This window comes from Neorhizobium petrolearium, assembly GCF_017873175.1.
Lineage (GTDB): Bacteria > Pseudomonadota > Alphaproteobacteria > Rhizobiales > Rhizobiaceae > Neorhizobium > Neorhizobium petrolearium.
Genome location: NZ_JAGGJW010000007.1, coordinates 204,485 through 224,340 on the forward strand (window position 1 = coordinate 204,485; position 19,856 = coordinate 224,340).

The 19,856-nt window shown below is 60.6% G+C and carries 18 protein-coding genes; 5 read left to right on the forward strand and 13 right to left on the reverse strand.

Going from position 1 to position 19,856, the window contains the following annotated elements; genetic code table 11:
• From J2046_RS15420 to J2046_RS15430, 3 genes are read left to right on the forward strand one after another with little or no spacing between them, the layout of a single operon-like run.
• Complete coding sequence (locus J2046_RS15420) at positions 1 to 999, forward strand: TRAP transporter substrate-binding protein (protein WP_210053203.1); 999 nt, start codon at positions 1 to 3, stop codon at positions 997 to 999.
• 49 nt (positions 1,000 to 1,048) lie between these two features.
• Positions 1,049 to 1,507, forward strand: coding sequence for a hypothetical protein (locus J2046_RS15425; protein WP_210053205.1), 459 nt, complete (start codon positions 1,049 to 1,051; stop codon positions 1,505 to 1,507).
• On the forward strand, positions 1,504 to 3,060 hold the full coding sequence (locus J2046_RS15430) for a VOC family protein (RefSeq protein WP_210053207.1): 1,557 nt from the start codon (positions 1,504 to 1,506) through the stop codon (positions 3,058 to 3,060). The genes J2046_RS15425 and J2046_RS15430 overlap by 4 nt, the downstream gene beginning before the upstream one ends.
• Here the strand turns inward: J2046_RS15430 and J2046_RS15435 are convergent, their stop codons facing one another.
• The 13 genes from J2046_RS15435 to J2046_RS15495 form a co-directional block, all read right to left on the reverse strand.
• A complete protein-coding gene (locus J2046_RS15435) occupies positions 3,061 to 4,155 on the reverse strand; it encodes a pyridoxal-phosphate-dependent aminotransferase family protein (protein WP_210053209.1) in 1,095 nt (364 codons plus the stop codon). It abuts the gene before it with no gap.
• A complete protein-coding gene (locus tag J2046_RS15440) occupies positions 4,145 to 4,942 on the reverse strand; it encodes an ABC transporter ATP-binding protein (protein ID WP_210053211.1) in 798 nt (265 codons plus the stop codon). The genes J2046_RS15435 and J2046_RS15440 overlap by 11 nt, the downstream gene beginning before the upstream one ends.
• Positions 4,939 to 5,721: an ABC transporter ATP-binding protein gene (locus tag J2046_RS15445; RefSeq protein ID WP_210053213.1), complete on the reverse strand. Its 783-nt coding sequence runs from the start codon at positions 5,719 to 5,721 to the stop codon at positions 4,939 to 4,941. Before J2046_RS15445 ends, J2046_RS15440 begins: the two co-directional genes overlap by 4 nt.
• A gap of 1 nt (position 5,722) precedes the next feature.
• Entirely contained in the window at positions 5,723 to 6,547 is an 825-nt protein-coding gene (locus J2046_RS15450; protein WP_210053214.1) for an ABC transporter permease, read from the reverse strand.
• A complete protein-coding gene (locus J2046_RS15455) occupies positions 6,544 to 7,533 on the reverse strand; it encodes an ABC transporter permease (protein ID WP_210053216.1) in 990 nt (329 codons plus the stop codon). The genes J2046_RS15450 and J2046_RS15455 overlap by 4 nt, the downstream gene beginning before the upstream one ends.
• A 43-nt stretch (positions 7,534 to 7,576) precedes the next feature.
• Positions 7,577 to 9,187: an ABC transporter substrate-binding protein gene (locus J2046_RS15460; RefSeq protein WP_210053218.1), complete on the reverse strand. Its 1,611-nt coding sequence runs from the start codon at positions 9,185 to 9,187 to the stop codon at positions 7,577 to 7,579.
• A 176-nt stretch (positions 9,188 to 9,363) separates the two neighbouring features.
• On the reverse strand, positions 9,364 to 10,383 hold the full coding sequence (locus tag J2046_RS15465) for an ABC transporter substrate-binding protein (RefSeq protein ID WP_210053220.1): 1,020 nt from the start codon (positions 10,381 to 10,383) through the stop codon (positions 9,364 to 9,366).
• Positions 10,384 to 10,422: 39 nt separating this feature from the next.
• Positions 10,423 to 10,836 (reverse strand): Rieske (2Fe-2S) protein, encoded by a 414-nt coding sequence (locus J2046_RS15470; protein WP_210053222.1) that lies wholly within the window; start codon positions 10,834 to 10,836, stop codon positions 10,423 to 10,425.
• 2 nt (positions 10,837 to 10,838) lie between these two features.
• On the reverse strand, positions 10,839 to 11,945 hold the full coding sequence (locus tag J2046_RS15475; RefSeq protein ID WP_210053224.1) for an amidohydrolase family protein: 1,107 nt from the start codon (positions 11,943 to 11,945) through the stop codon (positions 10,839 to 10,841).
• Positions 11,942 to 13,066, reverse strand: a complete 1,125-nt coding sequence (locus J2046_RS15480; protein ID WP_210053226.1) for an amidohydrolase family protein — start codon at positions 13,064 to 13,066, stop codon at positions 11,942 to 11,944. Before J2046_RS15480 ends, J2046_RS15475 begins: the two co-directional genes overlap by 4 nt.
• A gap of 14 nt (positions 13,067 to 13,080) precedes the next feature.
• Positions 13,081 to 14,184, reverse strand: coding sequence for an amidohydrolase family protein (locus tag J2046_RS15485; protein WP_210053228.1), 1,104 nt, complete (start codon positions 14,182 to 14,184; stop codon positions 13,081 to 13,083).
• A gap of 3 nt (positions 14,185 to 14,187) precedes the next feature.
• Entirely contained in the window at positions 14,188 to 15,267 is a 1,080-nt protein-coding gene (locus J2046_RS15490) for an amidohydrolase family protein (protein WP_210053230.1), read from the reverse strand.
• A gap of 240 nt (positions 15,268 to 15,507) precedes the next feature.
• Positions 15,508 to 16,413, reverse strand: a complete 906-nt coding sequence (locus J2046_RS15495) for a LysR family transcriptional regulator (protein ID WP_210053231.1) — start codon at positions 16,411 to 16,413, stop codon at positions 15,508 to 15,510.
• Between the two features lie 533 nt (positions 16,414 to 16,946).
• Between J2046_RS15495 and J2046_RS15500 the strand changes: the two genes are divergently transcribed.
• Together J2046_RS15500 and J2046_RS15505 are read left to right on the forward strand one after the other, a co-directional pair.
• Entirely contained in the window at positions 16,947 to 18,008 is a 1,062-nt protein-coding gene (locus J2046_RS15500) for an ABC transporter substrate-binding protein (RefSeq protein WP_210053233.1), read from the forward strand.
• A 73-nt stretch (positions 18,009 to 18,081) separates the two neighbouring features.
• Positions 18,082 to 19,848, forward strand: a complete 1,767-nt coding sequence (locus J2046_RS15505; protein WP_233469786.1) for an ABC transporter permease — start codon at positions 18,082 to 18,084, stop codon at positions 19,846 to 19,848.
• Positions 19,849 to 19,856 lie beyond the last annotated feature (8 nt).

A 19,856-nucleotide genomic window follows, 5' to 3' on the forward strand; every position in this document is an offset into this window, starting at 1 on the left:
ATGGAAAAATTCAACCGCCGCACGCTTTTAAAGACCGCAGCCGCAACCGGTGCCGCGCTTGCCGCGCCTGTTTACGTTCGCACCGCGGCAGCCCGCACCACGACGATCACGGTCGCTTCGCTTCTCGGCGACGACAAGCCGGAAACCAAGATTTGGGTGAGGATCGGCGAGCTTGTGGAGGCCAAGCTGCCGGGACAATTCAAATTCAACGTCGTCAAGAACGGCGCGCTCGGTGGCGAGAAGGAAGTGGCCGAAGGTGCACGTCTCGGCTCGGTACAGGCCAGCCTTTCCACGATCTCGTCGCTCTCCGGCTGGGTCCCGGAGTTGCAGATCCTCGATCTGCCTTTTCTGTTCCGTGACAGCGACCACGTTCGCAGAACGGTGGATGGAAGGGTCGGCGCAGATTTGAAACAAAAGCTCGCCAGCCAGAATTTCGTGGTCGGTGGCTTCATAAACTACGGTGCCCGGCATCTGCTCACCAAGGAGCCCATCACGCGGCCTGAACAACTCAAGGGCAAGACGATTCGCGTCATCCAGAGCCCGCTCCACACCAGGCTTTGGAGCGCTTTCGGTACGACGCCAGTCGGCATTCCGATCACCGAGACCTACAACGCTCTGTCGACCGGGGTGGCCGATGCCATGGACTTGACCAAGTCCGCCTATGCCGGCTTCAAACTCTACGAGGTCGTGCCCTATATGACCGAGACCGGCCACATCTGGGCATCCGGTGTGATTTTCTATGCCGCGAGCTTCTGGAACCGTCTCGATGATGAACAGAAGGCGGTTTTTCTGGCCGCGTCGCAGGCAGGAGCAGCTTATTTCAACCAGCTCATTATCGAGGACGAGGCGGCTTCCGTCGAACAGTCGCTCAAGAACGGCGGGAAGCTCCTGAAGCCGGAAGCTTTCGAGGAATGGCAGAAGGGCGCTCAAGGGGTGTGGCAGGATTTTGCCGGCATCGTCGGCGGCCTGGATCGGATCAAGACGATCCAAGCCGCCTGAATGCAGTTCCTATATCGCCGGGAGAGGTTTAGCCTGCTAACGTCGCGCCATGAACGATACGAGGCTTGACCTATACCGCTCACCGATCGACATCCCCAAGCGTTTTTGGGATGTGCGATACAATCCCGATCACTCTCCCGGTGCGCCGGGCGTCATGGAGGTCGAAGGTGGCGCGAATTGCCAGCAATATGCCTATTCGGTTCTGCGGCATTACGGCTTCGTGATTCCGGATTTCCGATCGAGTGAGCTGTGGGAAGACACGGTCCATACGCGGGTTTCAGGTGGGATGCAGCCGTTCGACCTCGTTCTGGTGCACGACGAACTGAAGGCCTGGGGGGCGCATGTCGGGTTGTGCCTGGGGAAGGGTCTGGTGCTGCATCTTTCCCAAAAGATCGATGCGCCGGCAATTGAGGTGCTTGACGGATTGCTGGCGCGCGACGAGTACCGTTATCTGATCGGCATCAAAACGGTCCTCGTCCGTCAACAGAAGGATTCCACCAGCGTATGACCAGTGGCTTGCATCACATCACGGCCATCACCCGCAAGATCCAGGCGAATGTCGATTTCTACGTGGGCTTCCTGGGCCTCAGATTGGTAAAGCGCACGGCAGGCTTTGAGGACGCGCAACAGCTTCACCTGTTCTATGGTGACGGGGCGGCATCGCCGGGTTCGCTCGTAACATTCCTTGCCTGGGAAGATGGTTCGCTGGGACGCGTCGGCCATGGCGCGCCGAGCGAGATCAGTTTTGCGATCGCGCCGGAGGCAATCGGTTTCTGGCTGACGCGGGCGCTGCAGTTCAACGTTAAGCTCAGCGGGCCGGCACAGGAATTCAGTGAGCCGGTGCTGCGGTTGACCGATCCGGACGGCATCATCGTCAAGCTTGTGGGCGTGGAGAAAGCAGCGCCCTGGGTCTGGTGGCAAGACGGAGGCATTGACGAAGCCGACGCGATTCGAAGGCTGCACGGCGCGACAGTCCTGTCCGAAAAGCCGGAGGAGACCGCGGATTTCCTAACTCGGCATATGGGCCTTACGGTCGGACCGAAGGAGGGTACTATCCAGCGGCTGGTTTCGGATGCGCAGGATGTTGTCGATGTCCGGGATGCCGGTGGCTTTTGGACGGCTGCGCCGGGCACCGGCACGATCGACCATATCGCCTTCCGGACGCCTGACGGGGCGCATGTGGAGGCAGTGCATGCCGCCTTGCAGGCGGAAGATCGGGGCGAGATCAACATGCACGACCGACACTACTTCCATTCGCTCTATGTGCGTGAGCCGGGCGGCACTCTGATCGAGCTTGCAAGCGATGGACCCGGTTTTACGACCGACGAGACAGTCGAAACACTTGGAACGCGGCTCTTCATCCCGAAGCATTTCAAGGCGGATCACGATGCTCTTCGGGTTATGCTGCCGCAATTCGGCCTACCCGGGGAGGAGCGGGTTATCTATCGTGACCTGCCTTTCATGCACCGCATCCATATGCCGGAAGAATGGGATGGATCGACGCTGGTTCTGCTGCACGGAACCGGTGCCAACGAAACCAGCATGCTGCCCTTCGGACGCAAGGTTGCGCCGAATGCCATGCTGATCGGTATTCGTGGACGCTCGACGGACGAGGGCTATCCGCGCTTCTTCCGCCGTTTCGACCAGGTGACGTTCGACCAGAAGGAAATCGTTTCCGAAACGGAAGCCTTCGTCGCCTTCGTTGAGGAACTGGCTCCGGCTTACGGGGTGGATCCCTCCCGAACTGCTTTCGTCGGCTATTCCAATGGCGGCAATATGATCGGAGCAGTCATGCAGCTTTATCCGACCCTGATCCGCAAGGCGGTCTTGCTGCGGTCGATGAACGTGCTGGAGGAAAAGCCGGTGGTCGATCTCTCGGGGACACAGGTCCTTTCGCTCAGTGCGACCGACGATTTCTACGGCCCGCTTACGCCGGAGCTGGAAGACCGGCTTCGAGCGGCAGGGGCAGAGGTGGCGGCGAAAAAACTCGACGCAAATCACGGGCTCGGTCGCGAGGATGAGGAGATCGTCCGCAACTGGCTCACGGAAAAAGGCGTCTGATCAGTCGCCGTAGTGGAGAGCGATCGCCTCGACTGCTGCAGCGATATCCGCTTTGAATCCCAATCGCCTGAGGCCCATTCCATAGGCAGCGACATTGCCGAGCACAATGTCGAAACGGGCGCGCAAGCCGGTGTGGTTGAGCCGGATCAGGTGGTTTGCGCCCGGTCCGACGCCGATCGAGAACTCCATGCCGAGCGGAGCGGCAGCCGCAAGCAGCGCCTTGGGGTCGGCCGCCTCCGAAAGTTCGACCGCGGTGACGAGATGAGAGCCTTTTTCCGGCTTCACCCAAGGCTCGGCACCCAGCGCGATCAGTCCAGCATGCGTCGCCCTTGCAGCGCGGCCATGCCGGGCGATGACAGAAGCCAGACCTTCCGCCTCGAGCCGATCCAGAGCAGCTTCAAGCGCGAAAAATTCCAAAGGCGCCGTCGTGCCGGGAAGTGTGCCCCGGCCGGCGTCGAGCCAGGCCTTCTGGTCGAGAAGCGAAAGAATGGAGCCCGTCGGACCGCCGTCACGGGAGATCAGTTGCCAGGCGGCGGAACTGACGGAGAGTGCCGAAAGCCCGGCCGGGCCGGCCAGCGATTTCTGCGGACCGATGATGGCGATATCTATGCCCAGCTCATCGACATTCAGGGCGTGGCCGCCGACGGAGGCTACCGCATCCACGACCGTCACGATGCCGCGGACGCGGGCGAGAGCGACGATATCCTCCATCGGATTGAGGATGCAGCTTGCTGATTCAGCATGGCAGAGCGCAAGAACCTTCGTGTCCGAATGGGCATTCAAGGCCCGTTCCACGGCTTCCACGTCGATCGGACGGGCCGGCTCTGCCGTCAGCTCAATGACGTCGGCCCCGCCGCGTCTCAGCCAATTGCCGAACCAGAGGCCATAAGGACTGGTGACGATGTTGAGCACTTTCAAGCCGGGGCGTGCAAGGCTCGTCGCGACCGCTTCCAGTGCAACGACGGCTTCTGCCTGAATAAGGAGAATGTCGTTGCGCGCCCCTAGGACCTTTGCGATGCGATCGGCAATTGAGGCATAGCGAACGGCCGGGAATGGCGGTACATCGTTCAATGGATTCCAGGTGTCACGTGTCATGGACGGAGTCTCTCGTTGGTTTGATGACGAGGCGTGGCACTGCCGCAATCAAGGCTCTTGCCGCCTGAGATTGCGGATTCTCGATCACCTGGTCCGCCGGACCGCTTTCTATCAGCCGTCCGGCATCCATGACGGCGATCCGGTGGGAGACGGCGCGCAGCACGGCGAGATCGTGGGAAACGAAGAGATAAGCGATGCCCCGCTCTTCCTGCAACTCGACCAGCAATTCCAGAATCTTGCCGCGAATGGAAACGTCAAGCGCCGAGACCGCCTCGTCGAAAACGATCAGCGACGGTCGGGTGGCAATGGCGCGGGCAATCGCTATCCGCTGCCGCTGACCGCCGGACACTTCGCGGATCGAGCGCGCAACGTAACTTGCAGGCAGGCCGACGCGGTCGAGCAATGCAACGATCTCCTTCGGCCTTTCGGCTTTTGGCACGATGGCGTGGATACGCAGCGGATCGCCGAGCACCGAGGCCACCGTGGCGCGCGGATTGAACGCACCGAGCACATCCTGGAAGACCATCTGAATTTTCGCGCGGCGGCGGCGGAGTTCGGAGCCCGAAAGTGTCAACCAGTCCTCATCCTCGAAGCGGACCGTGCCCGCATCCGGTGGGATCAGACGCATGAGGATGCGCGCCAGTGTAGATTTCCCGCTGCCGGAAGCGCCAGCGAGGCCGAGCGTCTTTCCGTCGGCAATTGTCAACGACACGTCCTTGAGCGCCGCGATGTCGCGGCCGCCGGACGAAAAGTGTTTCGAGAGGTTTTCGATCGAGAGCAAGGTCATGAAGCAGGCTCTTTGATCAATGGTGATGTGGAGAGGTCGCGATGGCTGGCGATCAGCGTTTGCGTATAGATCTCCCGCGGGGAGGAGAGGACCGCAAGGGTCGGTCCGGCTTCGACCAGGCGGCCATCCTTGAAGATTGCGATGCGATCCGCGAAACCTGAAGCCAGAGCGATGTCATGGGTGATGAACAGGAGCGTCATATCGGCTTCTTTGACGAGATCGCCGAGCAGCGCCACGATCTCCGCCTGCACCACCATATCGAGCGCACTGGTCGCTTCGTCGGCAATGAGAAAGCTCGGCTTTGCAGCCAGCGCCGCAGCGATCGCGACACGCTGGCGTTGACCGCCGGAAAGTTGGTGCGGGAAAGCTCTTAACGCCTTTTCAGGTTGCGGGAAATGAACTTTTTCCAGAATCTTCTGCGCCTGGGCATAGGCGGCCGCCCACGGAAGGCCAAGATGCTGGCGAGCGCCCTCAGCCACCTGTTCGCCGATGGTCAGAACGGGGTTGAGACTGGAAGACGGGTCCTGGAAGACGAAGCCGAGCTCACGGCCCGGATGTGGTGGATGGCCGGCTGACCATTCCATTTCGCCAGTCACGCGTGCGCCGGACGGCAGGAGCCCGGCAATGGCGCGTGCCAGCGTGCTTTTGCCTGAGCCGCTTTCGCCGATGATCGCCAGCCGTTCGCCGGCAAGGATGTCGAGATCAACCGCGTCCAGGGCCGGCGCCGGCTGACCGGCATAGACAACCGAAAGGCCGCTGATCCTGCAAAGCACGGTCATGCTAGATCCTCCGCCCGGCAAGAGCCTTGGTCAGCCCTTCGCTGAAGAGGTAGACGCCGACGACCGTAATGACCAGCGCGATGCCGGGGAAGACCGACAGAAACGGCGAGGAGCGCAGGATATTGCGCCCCTCGGCAATCATGGATCCCCAGGTCACCGTGTTCGGGTCTCCAAGGCCGAGGAAGGAGAGGGCTGCTTCGGTCAAGATCGCCGCAGCGACGATGATGGCAGACAGTGCCAGAACCGGCGGCAGCGCATTCGGCAGAATTTCCTTCAATGCAATCTCTACCGGGTGCATGCCGATCACCCGTGCGGAGGCGACGTAATCCCGTTCCTTGATCGACAGAACCTGCACGCGCGTGAGCCGCGCCGGGTTTGGCCAGGCGCCAAGCGCAATCGCCAGCACGACAATGGGCACGGAGGCGCCGACAACGCTGACGAAAGCCAGTGCCAACAGGAAGCCCGGCACGATCTGGAAGGCATCGACTAGGCGCATCAGCGCTTCATCGATGAGGCCACCGGCAAACCCCGCTGTCAATCCGACGCAAAGGCCGATGGTAATGGCGGCTAACGCGGCGGCGATGCCGACCAGGAGCGAGGTGCGCGTGCCATGGATGATGCCGGCCATGACATCGCGGCCGAGCCGGTCGGTGCCGAGCGGGAAACTCGGGTCGCTAAAGGGGGGCAGAAGGGCGCGTCCGGCGATATGCAGCGGATCACCAGGAGACAGCACGGGGGCGAGAATTGCGATTAGAGCAAGGATAGCCAAAATGCACAGCCCAACTGTACCTTCCGGCGTTCTGATAAGATTTCGGATGAACTTCATGCGCGCGGCTCCGAGGCTCCAATCCGGGGGTCGAGCGCGGCATAGATGATGTCGATCACCAGGTTGACGCCGATAACCAGCACGGCACTGACGACGATGATGCCCATGAGCAGGGGTGCGTCGCGGCCGCTCACCGCTTCCTGAGCCAGTCGCCCAAAGCCCGGAATGGCAAAGATGCTCTCGATCACGACGCTACCGCCGAGCATGGCGGCCGATTGCAGACCGAGCATGGTGACGAGCGGCAGGAGCGCGTTGCGCGCCACATGGCGCAGCACGATGCGGGTGCGAGAAAGGCCCTTGGAGCGGGCGAAGAGCACGAAATCCATCGTCCAGGCCTCTGCCATGCCAGCCCGCATGACTCGCAAGAAAAGTGCCATGTAGATCAGCGTCAATGCGCTGACCGGCAGGACAAGATGCCAGGCGATATCGGTGACGCGGGCGAGGCCGGTTTTATCCGAAGCAATGGTCTCGATGCCGGAGGTCGGCAGCCAGCGAAGCTGCACGGCAAATATGATGCTCAGTACCAGGCCGAGCCAGAAGCTCGGGATTGCGTAAAGAACAAGAGAGACGGTCGAGAGTGCTCGGTCTCCGAGGCTTTCCGGCTTCGCGCCGGCGACGATGCCAAGTGTAGAACCTAACCCGAAGGAGAGCACCGTGGCACTGCCCATCAGGAGCAGCGTGTTCGGCAGGCGTTCGAGGATCAGGTCAAACACCGGCCGACCGAAGGCAACCGACCAGCCGAGATCGAGTCGCGCCAGCGACGAGGCATAGAGCCAGAGGCGGGCGAACATGGACTGGTCGAGACCATAGGCCTGGCGCAGCGCTTGCGCGACCGTGGCATCTCCGCCGCCGATCGACAGGAGATAGGCATCGACCGCATCTCCGGATGCGGATTCGAGCAGCAGGAAGGTCAATACGACGACGATCAGCAGCACGGGAATGCTGCTGATCGCGCGGCGCCTGATCAATCGAAGGACACGGTTCACGCTGCTTGAAGCCTCGGGACTCGGATTTCCAAGACCAAGCCTATCACGAATGCAGCGCCGTATCCGCCCAGTTCGATACTGCCCAGCGCGGATTGTTGGAGACGTTGAGCACCGTGTCGCGTGCGACTGTGATGAAGCCCCATTCGGCGACGTTGATCAGCGGCAGGTCGGCGGCGACGATCCTCTGGAACTGCTTGTAGAGTTCTGTCCGCGCCGGAGTGTCGACCGTCTCCGCGGCCTTGGCGATGATGCCGTCGAGCTCTTTGCTGCCATAGCCGCCCTGGTTGGAGAAGGGGACGCCGGCCGGAATGCCGGACTGAACGAGGATGGTGGTGGAAATCGCCGGATCGCCGCGAAAGACCGGCGGGGCGACGGCCAGGTCGAAATCGTGATCCGTATAGACAGCCTTCTGGTGGGCAGCGGAATCCGCATTGAAGAGTTGCGCATCGATACCGATCGCGGCGAGCGCCTGGCGCAGGTAATCGCCGAACTGCCTCGTCTCGTTGAAATAGGGAGCGGGCCGGAGTTTCAGCGAGAAGCGTGTGCCATTGGCGCCTTTCGAATACCCGGCCTCATCGAGCAGGGCATTGGCCTTGGCGACGTCGAAATCGTAGGTCGGCACGTCGGCGTCATAAAATTCCGGCGCGTTCTTCGGCACCGGCCCAGTCGAGGCGGCGGCATATCCGAGGAAGATCGTGTCGACGACGAATTTCCTGTTGATCGCATGCGCGATCGCCTGGCGCACCTTGATGTCGGAGAGTTCCTTGCGGCGATGGTTGATCTCCACCACGAGCTGATAGGTGAGCGCCTCATAGCCCTCGGAGATGATCTTGATGCCCGGTACCTTGGAAATGCGGTCGAGATCGGTCAGTGGAACGGCGGAGAAGGCGGCAAGTTGGATTTCCTCCGCCTCCAGCGCCGCGCCGGCGCCGGCGCGGTCCGGGAGCACGCGGAAGATCACTTCGTCGAGCTTGGGTTCTCCCTCCGACCAGTAGTTTTCGTTCTTCGTCAGGCGGTAGTATTCGCCGGGCTTGTATTCCGCAAACTTGAACGGACCAGTGCCGATGAGCTTCGTATTCGCCGGATTGGTCGCAATGTCCGTGCCTTCATAAACGTGCTTCGGCACGACGCTGCTGACGACCGGCAGCGCGTTGCGGATGAGCTGCACCGGCGTCGGCTTCGAAAACCGGAAGATGGCAGTCGCCTCGTCCGGCGTATCGACGGTCTCCAGATTGGCGAAGACGAGGCGACCGAGATTCTGTAGCGGCTTCCAGATGTTGAGCGCGGAGAAAGCGACATCGGCGGAGGTGAAAGGCTTGCCGTCGTGCCACTTGACGCCCTCGCGCAGCTTGAATGTGACCGATCTTCCGTCGGCGGAACCTTCCCAGGAGGTTGCGAGCCGGGGAGACAGCCCGTCCTTGCTCTCGAACGAGGCTTCCGCGAGCGGTTCGACCACTTTGCTGGCGATGAAGAAGACGCCGTTCGAGGCAACGATCGCAGGGTTCAGATTTTTGGGCTCCGAGTCGGCCGCGACGATCAGCCGACCACCGGACGGTGCGTTCTGTGCGCGTGCAAATCTCGGCAGGGCGGTCGAAGCGAGCAGCGCGGCGCCAGCCTGAAAAAGGGTTCGTCTTGAAAGGCTTGCGATCGACATTGCTCTCTCCTGCGTCCATCATTTTCGACGGATATTGCCAGCGAAATCGCCAGCCGCACAGGCAGGAAATTTCGCCGAGCCGCATTCGGGAACAAATTCCCGGTCGAAACCAGGTCGTATCGATAAAAAAGGGTCCGGCAGGACGCCCGCCAGACCCCTCAAGGCCGGGAGGACCTTTACGGATAGATTTTCTTGGCAAGGTCCATCATCGGACCATATTCGTCCAGTTCGCGGGTACCGAGCAGTTTGGCGCTGGCGAAACGCTTCGACTCCGGATCGAGCTGGTCTTCGACGCCTTTGATCACAGGCAGCATCCAGGCCTTCGCGTAGGTCACCTGCGATTCCATTTCGAGGAAATGGTTGATGAAGAGTTTTGCCGCGTTGGGATGCGGCGCGTTCTTCATGACGGCGAAATGGATCGACACATAGGGAACGCCTTCCGGCGGCACGATCACCTTGATCGGCAGACCCTGCAAGTCATTGGCGAAGGCGAACATCTGCGGGATGTAGAGCGGATATTCGCCGCGGGCGACGCGACGGGCATCGTTGCGGAGATCCCGGCTGAAGACAGGCTTGTTTTCGGCCAGCTTTTCGTTGAACTCCTGGCCGAAAGTCTTGTTGAAGACCACGAACATGGTGCCGCCGGAACCGAGCGGGCGCATGTCGTCGGAGAGGATCTTGCCCTTCCATTTCGGATCGGCGAGGTCCTTCCAGCTCTTCGGCTCATCCTCCGGTTTCACGAGGCCGGTGTTCACCAGGATGCCATAGGCCTGCAAAAAGCCCGGCACGTGATCGTCGGCGACTTCTTTTTTCATGTCGTCGCGAATATTGGCGACGTTCGGAATCTCACCGAGCGGCTCGATTTGGATGCCCTGGGTCTTTCCCGTTTCGATCGAGTTTGCCGAATGCATCTGGATATCGGCGATGTAGCGGCCGGCAGCCTGTTCGGAGCGCAGGCGTTCGGTCAGTTCGCTGGCGCGCACATCGAGCGATTCGACCTTGATGCCATATTTTTCCTGAAAGGAATCAATGACGGCGACGAAGTTCGGCACGCCGAGTTGCGAGTTATAGACGGTGACGGTGCCTTCTTTCTTAGCGGCTTCCACCACCTTGTCCCAGTCGGGATTCTGCGCCAGCGCAGGTCCTGCGAGTATTGCGCCGAGCGCCAATACAGTGAATTTCTTGATAAGCGACATTTCTTCTCCCTGGAATATTCGCTGTGATTTCAGGGGTCATCAGATCTCCACGACGACGTAGTCCTCGTCGATGGAGACCGGAAAGACCTCGGCTTGATAAGGGCCTTCCGTGAGCGCTCCGCCTTTTGTGACGGTGACGTCGAAACTTTTCACACGGGTGCGCGCCGGATCGCACCAGGATTTCCCGGTGCGGATGTCGAACTCCCAGCCGTGCCAGGGGCAGCGTACCAACTCGCCGTGCCGCGTCATCCGGTACTGGCCAGGCTCGTCGGATTCAGCCAGCCCCACCATCTGGCCGCGGCAGAGGTCGGCACCCTCGTGCGGGCAGCGATTGGCAATGGCGAAGAACTCGCCTTTGACGTTGAAGAGGGCGATGTCGCGGCCTGCGACCTTCACCAGTTTGGATTTGCCGATATCGAGTTCATCGACCCTTGCGACGACGTGACGAGCCATTCTCAGTTCAATCCATAGAAGTTGACAGCATTTCCGGCGAAGATCGCCGCTTTTTCGGCCGCGGTGAGCGGTATCTTGAAAGCGTAGCGAGGATCGTCGAAGTCCCAATGCGGATAGTCGGTCGAGAACATCAGCCGATCGGTCCCGATCCATTTCAGCGTGTCGGTGAGGTTTTTCGCCGGGTTCGGTTCTTCCATCGGCTGGGTAGTGAACCAGATATTGCGGCGCAGGTATTCAGACGGTGGCTGCGTCACATGCGGGACCTCGTCGCGCATCGTGCTCCAGGCCTTGTCCATGCGCCAACCGAAAGCGGGCACCCAGGAAAAGCCGCCTTCAACGAACGAGACTTTGAGTTCCGGAAAGCTCTCGAAGACCCCTTCAAAAATCAGGCTGGCAATCCCCGCCTGCATCGTCTGCACCTGGCTATGGTGTTCTTCGATATAGTAGGACGGCCAGCCGGCACCGGTCGCCGGATGCCCGCCGACGCCGCCGACATGCAGCGAGATCGGCAGTCCGTGGCCGACGGCGGCTTCGAAGATAGACCAGTGGCGGCGCTTTCCTAGCGGTTCGATGGAGCGCGGCGGCAGGAGAATCTGCGCGAACCGCTTGTCGTAAGCGCGGCGATTGATCTCCGCAACAGCGCTGGCCGGGTCTTCCTGAGTGACGATGATCGAGCCGCGCAGTCGCGGTTCCGGCTCCAGGAATTTGCCGAGTTGCCAGTCGTTCAGCGCGGTCGCGAGCGCCACGGCGAAGTCTGGATGGCGCTGGCCGCTGGCATTGAAGCGCAGCGGCACAAGCACGCCGATATCGATGCCCAGCCCGTCGAGATGCTGTTCACGCAGGAAGGGCAAATCGGAACCCGGCGGACCGCCGGTCGGTGGCCAGGAATCGACGCGCGAGACTTCCGGTACCATGCGCGGATGGGAGAGCGTTTCAGCAAGCCCCTGTCGGGTATGGCCACCATAGGTCACCAGGTGATTCTTCCACCGCTGCGAGAGATAGGGATGCAGTTCGGCCGGCGTCTTCATAGACGGATGAATGTCGCAGTCTATGAGGTTGTATTTGGCCTTTGCCTCGACCGGGCGCTCCAGCGTTTGGGTTTCCGTCATTTCGCGACCTCCTTTCCGAAATCCGCGGCGATCCGCGAATAGGTGGCGAGCGGATTGTCGATCAGAATTTTCCTCGCCAGCGTTTCGCCGAAATTTGCGGAAAGCGCGTTCAGGCCCTCGAATTGCGCATGCGGATAATCCGTCGAAAAGAGCAGGATGTCGTCGCAATCGATATGCTCGAGCGTGCGCGCGAGTGCGTCCGTTCCAATCGGGGCTTCGACAGGCTGCAGCGTGAAACGCACATGCCTTTTCACGATATCGCTCGGTTGTTCCGTCACCCAGGGCGTTTCGGCGCGCACGCCGCGCCAGGTCTTGTCGGCCCGCCAGAAGAAGGATGGCAGCCAGGTGAAACCGCTTTCAGCGAAGACCACCTTCAGGTCCGGAACCTTGTGGAAGACCCCTTCGGAAATGAGGCTCAGGAGCTGGCTTTCGAAGATCGATGCCTGAGCCACATAGGCCTCGACGAAATAACTTGGCCAGCCGGTGGCGGTTGGTGCATGGCGATTGCTTCCACCGGCATGAATACAGAGTGGTAGCCCGTTTCGCGCGGCGGCCTCATAGATCGGCCAGTATCGCCGGCGGCCGAGCGGCTCGTCGTTCTGGGCGAGGATTAGCACCTGAACAAAACGCTTGTCGGCGGCGCGTTTCTCGATTTCTGCGACGGCGAGTTCGGCATTCTGGGCGGAAACGATGATGGAACCCCGCAGGCGTTGCTCCTTGTCCAGCCATTCCCGTGCCAGCCATTCGTTGACCGCGCCGCAAAGCGCCGCTGCCATATCGTCGGAATGCATGATCATCGAGCCATGCAGCACATTGCAGATGGCGAACCGTGTGCCGAACGGATCGAGCGCCTGGGAGCGCACCGTCTCCAGGGTGTCTCCCGCAAAGCCGCTTGTCGCCTTCCACTCCGAACGGACATTGATTGGCGCACGTGCCGGTGAGGACGTCATGGCAAGGCTCAGCCGATCGACGCCGCGCATGACAAAGGTCTCGCGCCAGTAGTCGTCCAGATAGGGAAGCAGCGTCTTGGTCGCCGGTGAGGCTGGGTGGAGATCGCAATCGATCCCCCCGACCGTCGAGAGGCCCGTCTCCTTGCCCAATGATCTGACCATTTCATTCATGCGATTACTCCGGGTCAGGGCAAACGGTAGACGTGCTTTGCGTTGCCGCGGAATATCTGCGCGCGTTCCGTCGGCGACAGCGGCACCTTGAAGGCAAAACGCGGATCGTCGAAATCCCAATGCGGATAGTCGGTCGAGAACATCAGCCGGTCGGTGCCGACCCAGCGCAGCGTGTCGAGAAGGTGGCGGTTGTTTTCCGGCTCCTCGATCGGCTGGGTGGTGAACCAGACGTTCTCGCGGATATATTCGGACGGCGGCCGTTTCACATGCGAGACTTCGGAACGCATCCGCTCCCATTGCTTGTCGAGCCGCCAGGCAAGGGGTGCCGCCCAGGCGAATCCCCCCTCGACGACCACGAGCTTCAGCTTCGGGAATCGCTCGAAGACGCCTTCAAAGACCATGCTTGTGACGACGCTCTGCAGGCTGTGCGAGAAGGCGTAGTGTTCCTCGATATAGAACGAAAGCCATCCTGCGCCGCTGTTGGTGTGCCAGCCGTAGGCGGCCGAATGCATGCCGATCGGCATATTGTAGTGTTCGGCTGCTTCATAGATCGGCCAATAGCGGCGGCGTCCCGCCGGTTCGATGGTGCGCGGTGGGATGGCAATCTGCACGAAGCGGCTATCGCCGATCCGCGTGTCGATTTCGGCCAGCGCGGACGGAGTATCTTCCTGGGTGACGCAGATCGAGCCCTTCAGGCGCGGTTCGGGAGCCATCCATTTGTCGATCTGCCAGTCGTTGGCGGCAGCGCACATGGCTGCGCCGAGCTCCTGGTTCAGTGTCGAGGAACCGGCCGCGAGCGGCTGCAGGATGCCGTATTCGATGCCGAGCGGATCGAGGAGTTGTTCCTGCAGATAGGCGAGATCGGAGGCAGGCGGCCCGCCATTCGGTGGCCACGAGTCGCGCCGCATGCCGTTGCCGGGCGTCATGCGCGGGTAGGGTAGGGTGCCGACGACCGGATTGGCGCTGCGCGGTCCGTAGTCCGCCAGATGGTCGCGCCAGCGCGCGGGCAGGAATTTCGAAAGCTCGCTCGGCGTGCTGAGGGCCGGGTGGATATCGCAATCGATGACGCCGAGTTTGGCCTCGGCCGTGGCGTCTTTTTCCAGAACGGCTTGGTTCATGGGTTAACCCTCCAGTCGCGGGTAGGTGGCGAGCGCGTTTTCCCGGACCAGGCGGTCGATCAGGCGTTCCGGGAAGCCCGCGGGAATGGCGGCATCACCTTCGAACTGCGGATGCGGATAGTCGGTCGAAAAGAGCAGCATGTCGTCGGCGTCGAGATGTTCGATGATGCGCTCCAGCTCCTGTGGATCACGCGGCGCGTCGAAGGGTTGCGTCGTCATGCGAATCTGGCGGCGGACCATCGCGGCTGGCGGTTCCTTCACCCACGGTATCTCGATACGGGCGCCGCGCCAGTCCTTGCTCATGCGCCACATCTGGCCAGGCAGCCAGGAGACACCGGATTCGATCAGCACGATCTTCATGTCGGGAAATTTGCCGAGCACACCTTCGGCGACCAAACTGCCGACCTGGGCTGCAAAACCCTGGATCTGGTGGACGTAATCTTCGGCAAGATAGGAGAGGAAACCGCTTTGGCTGGGTGCATGGCGATAGGCGCTGCCGGCATGCACGCCCAGCGTGAAACCGTGGCGCTGGGCTGCCTCGTAGATCGGCCAATAGTAGCGACGGCCGAGCGGCATTTCGCCCTGGCAGAGCGCCAGCACCTGCACGAAACGCTTGTCGCCGGCAAAACGCTCGATCTCCTCGACGGCGGCTTCAGGATTCTGCATCGGCAGAACGAGCGAGGCGCGCAGCCGCGGATCCTTGTCCAACCATTCCGCCTTCAGCCAGTCGTTGGTGGCGCGGCAGATCGCGGTGGCGAGATAAGGGTCATAGATTGCGTGCACGCCGGTCACGCAGTTCAGGATCGCATATTTGAGGCCGAACGGATCGAGCAGGTTCTTGCGCAGTTTTTCGACGCCCTTGCCTTCGGCAGCCTTCCAGTCCTCGCGGAAAAATGGCTTGGTGCGTGTCGGGAAATTGGTGAGTTCGAGGCGATCGACATCGCGCGAAACCACGATCTCCTGCCAGTAATCGTCCAAATATGGCAGCAGATCGGCGCGCTGGGGCGCATCCGGGTGAACGTCACAGTCAATCGCGCCCAATTGCGACAAAACCGGGCTCCGCTGGACCACAGCAGTATCCACCGCGCAAACCTCCCTTTTTCTCGGCGGCCAGATCTCTGTCCGGTGGCCAGCCCGCATCTCACTCCCGGGACGGTGCGTTTGAACGCGCTACCGTCCATCGCATCCGTGATGCGTTTCCTCGATGTGAAAGGTAAGGGGCGCCGAAGCGCGTGAGAATACTCTTTTTTGTCGTAGCGGCTTTCGCAAAACGAGAAAGCCGAAAGGCATTCGGCTTTTCTTCTGCGGCAAAGGTGTGGCGGGTCATGCGGCTCTTTCGCCGTGTACCAGTGACGCATGCATATGGATCTTCAGCCAATCCATCAGCGCCTTCACACTTGGCTTTCGGGCCTGGGTCTGGGGGATCAGCGCCTTCAGCCAGAGTTCCGCAACGGGATAGTCCGGCAGAAGTTCGATGAGCTTGCCTGTCCTGATCGAGTCTTCGGCCACATAGCTCGCCACCATGGCAACGCCGCGACCCCGCAATGCCAGATCATGCAGGATCTGCGTGTCGTTGGCGCTGAAGGCGGATCGCACCTCCACATCGATGGGGCCGCCGGGGCTCATGAAGGACCATGTCGAACCCGTTGCGTGAAAGGTCAGACAGATGTGATTGACGAGATCGCGCGGATGTTTCGGAATACCTCTCGTTTCGAGATAGGAGGGGGCGGCGCACAGTTTTCTCGGGTAGGGACAAAGCGGCTCGTCGATAACGTTGGAATAGGAGGCAGGCAACGCCCCGAGCGCGATGTCATAGCCCTCCTCGGCCGGATTGACGGATCGATCAACCAGCGCAAGATCCATGGTGACATTTGGATTCTCCTGCTGGAAATCGCTGAGAATGCGGGCGAGGAAGGCGATCGTCACCGTCGTTGGCGCCTTGATCCGGAGGTGCCCTTCAATACGCTGAGCGACTGCGGCAGCACCGCTGATCGCATCATCGACTTCTTTCACCAGCGCCTGGTAGCGAGGCAGGTAACGCTCGCCGACCTCTGTCAGGATGAGCTGGCGTGTCGAACGGACGAAGAGTTTCACCCGCATCTGATCTTCCAGCCGACTGATGCGCTTCGTCACCACGGACGGGGCAACACCGAGATGACGGCCGGCGGCAGAGAAGCTGCCGGAGCGGGAGACTGCGATGAATGTACGGATATTTACGAGCGTATCCAATGCGTTAGCCTCCCAATCCGCCTTAGAAAGACGGTCCTCCGCTTGAACCTTAACACAGTTTATCTTTCTGTTTTCGAGAAAAGTGAATGTAAAAAAATGGTGCTTTTCGACTGCATGGGAAAAGGTCAATGTAACAGAAGAGGGAATTCCGGTTCTCCGTGGGATGCCGTTCTGGCCTCTTGCGAAGAGGAGATAATCGACCGGAATTCGAAAACAGGGAGTTTCAATTGATATCGGACGGCGTTGTCGGAAGGGAAGTTTCGTCGCGCCGTCGGGTGCATATCAGGGACCTTGTCAAAGGTGGAATAGGTGCCAGATCATTTCCAGCCGATATCGAGTTGAACGGCGAACTGAGGGTCTAGGCACTGCCGCGGCCATTCAGGCCGGGACGGGAGAAAGGTGGCGAAGCCGTCCGGGAAAACGGCTTCGTCGAAAGGAGATCGCGGCGGGACGGCCGCAGAGAGTTCGGTGTCGGATGCCGGGAAAGACCCGGACCAAGCACCAAATCGTCAAGTTCCAGGGAGGAGAGATACGTGACGAAAACGATATTCGTGACTTCGGCCATGAGGAAATGGTCGCGGCGATTGTTTCTGACAGTCGCAGGCGGCCTGATCATGGCGTCGGCGGTCGGCCTGCCGGTTCAGGCACAGGACGCCGAATGGCAGAAGGTGATCGAGGCGGGCAAGAAGGAGGGCACGCTCGTCCTCTATACAGCGCTGGTCGGTCAGCCGAGTACGAAGGCGATCGCGGAGGCCTTCACAGAAGAGTACGGCATCGAGGTCGAAATCCTCGAGGCCCGTGCCAGCGAGATTCGCGAGCGCGTTCGCGTCGAGCAGGCTGCAGGCCGTTTTGCTGCCGACGTGATGTTCACCAGCGAAGGGCAGACCATGCTCTACAATACGCAGGACAAGTCGGTCGATCCGCTGCCCGTTACGCCCAACTCCGGCAAGATCAACGACAGGTTCAAGCTCAAGGTTCCGATGGCTTCGGTCATGACCATTCCCTACGGCATCATGATCAATACCAGCCTCGTCAAGCCGGAGGATGAGCCGAAGAGCTGGAAAGACCTCGCTGATCCGAAATGGCAGGGCAAGATCCTTTCTGACGACCCGCGCGCCATCGGCGCCGGCTATCTCTGGTTCTTCTCGACCCATGACCGGATTGGAGAGGATTACGTGAGGAAGGTCGCCGAACAGAAGCTCGTCTTCACCCGCGACCAGCGCGAATCCCAACGCCGCACCGCGCGTGGCGAATATTCGATCTACATGCCGGTCATCCTGACCGACTTCTCGGATCTGAAGGGCCTGCCGGTCAAGTTCATCATTCCGGAGGAAGGCGTTCCCTACGTGCTTTACGGCAACGTCCTGCTCAAGAAGGCTCCGCACCCGAACGCCGCCAAGCTCTATCTCGACTTCATGCAGAGCCCCACCGTGCAGAAAATCTACGCGGGTCTCGGTTATGGTCCGGTGCTGGACGGCATGACAGAAGGCCTGCCGGCCGACGTCAAGGCGATTTCCGAAGCCAAGCTCTACGGTACGACGGATACGACGCGCCAGAACGAGATGCTCGCCAAGTCGAAGGAAATCTTCAAGTGACGTTGCCGCGCCGTCGCCGGTACGAGACCGGCGGCGGCGTGCTTTCCCATGACATCGGAGCAACGAGGATCCTATGACGATTATCCATAATCGCTCCCTGGACGATATCGACGATACCGCACCAGTTCTCGGCGGCAATGCCATCACACGCGCCTTTTCGGGCGGCTCGCTCATGCGGCTGATCGGCATGCTGGTGCTGATCCTCATACTCGGCTTCCTGACGATCTATCCGCTCTCCATGCTGCTTTACGGCAGCTTGCACTCAACACCTCCGGGCATGGCCGGCGAGTTCAATCTTGACGGCTATCGTTCGATCATGACCACCCAGAACCTCATGATTCTGGCCAATACCGTCGGCATTTCGCTCGCGAAAACCATACCGTCACTGACGATCGCGGTTTTTCTCGCCTGGATCGTCGCGCGCACCGACACGCCGTTCCGCGGCACGCTGGAAGTGCTGATCACGCTGCCGTTCTTCATTCCGCCGATCCTGACGGCCATGGCATGGGGCATGCTTGCCAATCCGCAGGTCGGTGTGATCAACATGGTGTGGCGCTGGCTCACCGGCGCGCAGGATCCGCTGATCAACATCTACTCCTATGGCGGTGTTATCTGGCACATGTGCCAGTATTCTATTCCGTTCCTCTTCCTCTTCATGGTCGATGCGTTTCGGGCGATGGATCCGTCGCTCGAGGAGTCGAGCCGCATGTGCGGCGCATCACGTTGGACGACCTTCCGCAAGATCACGCTGCTCCTGATGTTGCCGGTGCTGACAAGCTCCTTCATGCTGAGCTTCATCAAGGGTATCGAGACCTTCGAGTCGGCGCTGTTCTTCGGCCTTCCGGCCGGGATCAAGGTGATCACCACGGATATCTACGAGTCGATCAACCACCGCGCCACGCCGGATTACCAATACGCGACCTCGCTTTCCTTCGCGATCATGGGTCTGATGTTCCTGCTCGTCATCGCGCAATGGGCGGTCCTGCGCGGCAAGAGTTTTCAGACCGTTACAGGCAAGGGGTTCCGTCCCAACGTGATGGAGCTCGGTCCCTGGCGCTGGGTCACCTTTGCCTTCTGTGTCCTTTTCTTTGTCGTCACCGTCGTATTGCCGGTCGGCCAGCTCCTGCTCGGCTCCTTCTTCCGCTTCTTCGGTTTTTATACCTATGACATGCTGACACTGGAGCATTACAGGGCTGTCTTCTCCAATTCGGAATTCTGGAGGGCGGTGCGCAACACGATGATGCTCGGCCTGCTCGGCGCGACAGCCACCATGGCGCTCGGTGCCGTCGTCGCCTACATCTCGATACGCACCAAATGGCGCGGCCGCAGTCTGATCGACGGCATGGCATGGCTGCCCTGGATGATGCCCGGTATGGTTCTCGGCGTCGGCTTCCTATGGGCGTTCGCCATGCTGCCTGGGCCAATCCCGATCTATGGCACGGTCTGGGCGCTGCTGCTTGCCTATATCGCGCTTGGTACGCCGGTTGCCGTCCGCGTCATGACAGGCTCCTATCACCAGCTTTCCTATGACCTCGAAGAGTGTTCGCGCGTTCACGGGGCGAGCTGGTTCCAGACCATGTGGCGCATTCTCGTGGCGCTCGCCTGGCCCGCGTTTGCCGTCGGCTGGGTTCTCACCTTCTTCGGCATCATGCGCGAACTGTCCGCATCGATCCTTCTTTATTCGGTCGGTTCGGAAACGCTTGCCGTCGTGCTTCTGAAGCTCTGGGCCAACGGCAATGCCGAGCAGGTGAGTGTCATCGGCCTCATGATGATGTTGCTCGTCATCCTGTTCCGCTGGGTGCAGCTCCGCTTCATCAAGGCACGCATCAGCAAGCTCTGAATCTGGCG

What these genes read in the sequence shown, in the direction of transcription:
- J2046_RS15475 (WP_210053224.1), bottom strand. Translation starts at nt 11,945, where the DNA reads ATGACGGAAACCCAAACGCTGGAGCGCCCGGTCGAGGCAAAGGCCAAA.
- J2046_RS15435 (WP_210053209.1), bottom strand. Translation starts at nt 4,155, where the DNA reads ATGACACGTGACACCTGGAATCCATTGAACGATGTACCGCCATTCCCG.
- J2046_RS15440 (WP_210053211.1), bottom strand. Translation starts at nt 4,942, where the DNA reads ATGACCTTGCTCTCGATCGAAAACCTCTCGAAACACTTTTCGTCCGGC.
- J2046_RS15470 (WP_210053222.1), bottom strand. Translation starts at nt 10,836, where the DNA reads ATGGCTCGTCACGTCGTCGCAAGGGTCGATGAACTCGATATCGGCAAA.
- J2046_RS15460 (WP_210053218.1), bottom strand. Translation starts at nt 9,187, where the DNA reads ATGTCGATCGCAAGCCTTTCAAGACGAACCCTTTTTCAGGCTGGCGCC.
- J2046_RS15480 (WP_210053226.1), bottom strand. Translation starts at nt 13,066, where the DNA reads ATGAATGAAATGGTCAGATCATTGGGCAAGGAGACGGGCCTCTCGACG.
- J2046_RS15430 (WP_210053207.1), top strand. Translation starts at nt 1,504, where the DNA reads ATGACCAGTGGCTTGCATCACATCACGGCCATCACCCGCAAGATCCAG.
- J2046_RS15505 (WP_233469786.1), top strand. Translation starts at nt 18,082, where the DNA reads ATGACGATTATCCATAATCGCTCCCTGGACGATATCGACGATACCGCA.
- J2046_RS15425 (WP_210053205.1), top strand. Translation starts at nt 1,049, where the DNA reads ATGAACGATACGAGGCTTGACCTATACCGCTCACCGATCGACATCCCC.
- J2046_RS15465 (WP_210053220.1), bottom strand. Translation starts at nt 10,383, where the DNA reads ATGTCGCTTATCAAGAAATTCACTGTATTGGCGCTCGGCGCAATACTC.
- J2046_RS15485 (WP_210053228.1), bottom strand. Translation starts at nt 14,184, where the DNA reads ATGAACCAAGCCGTTCTGGAAAAAGACGCCACGGCCGAGGCCAAACTC.
- J2046_RS15450 (WP_210053214.1), bottom strand. Translation starts at nt 6,547, where the DNA reads ATGAAGTTCATCCGAAATCTTATCAGAACGCCGGAAGGTACAGTTGGG.
- J2046_RS15420 (WP_210053203.1), top strand. Translation starts at nt 1, where the DNA reads ATGGAAAAATTCAACCGCCGCACGCTTTTAAAGACCGCAGCCGCAACC.
- J2046_RS15445 (WP_210053213.1), bottom strand. Translation starts at nt 5,721, where the DNA reads ATGACCGTGCTTTGCAGGATCAGCGGCCTTTCGGTTGTCTATGCCGGT.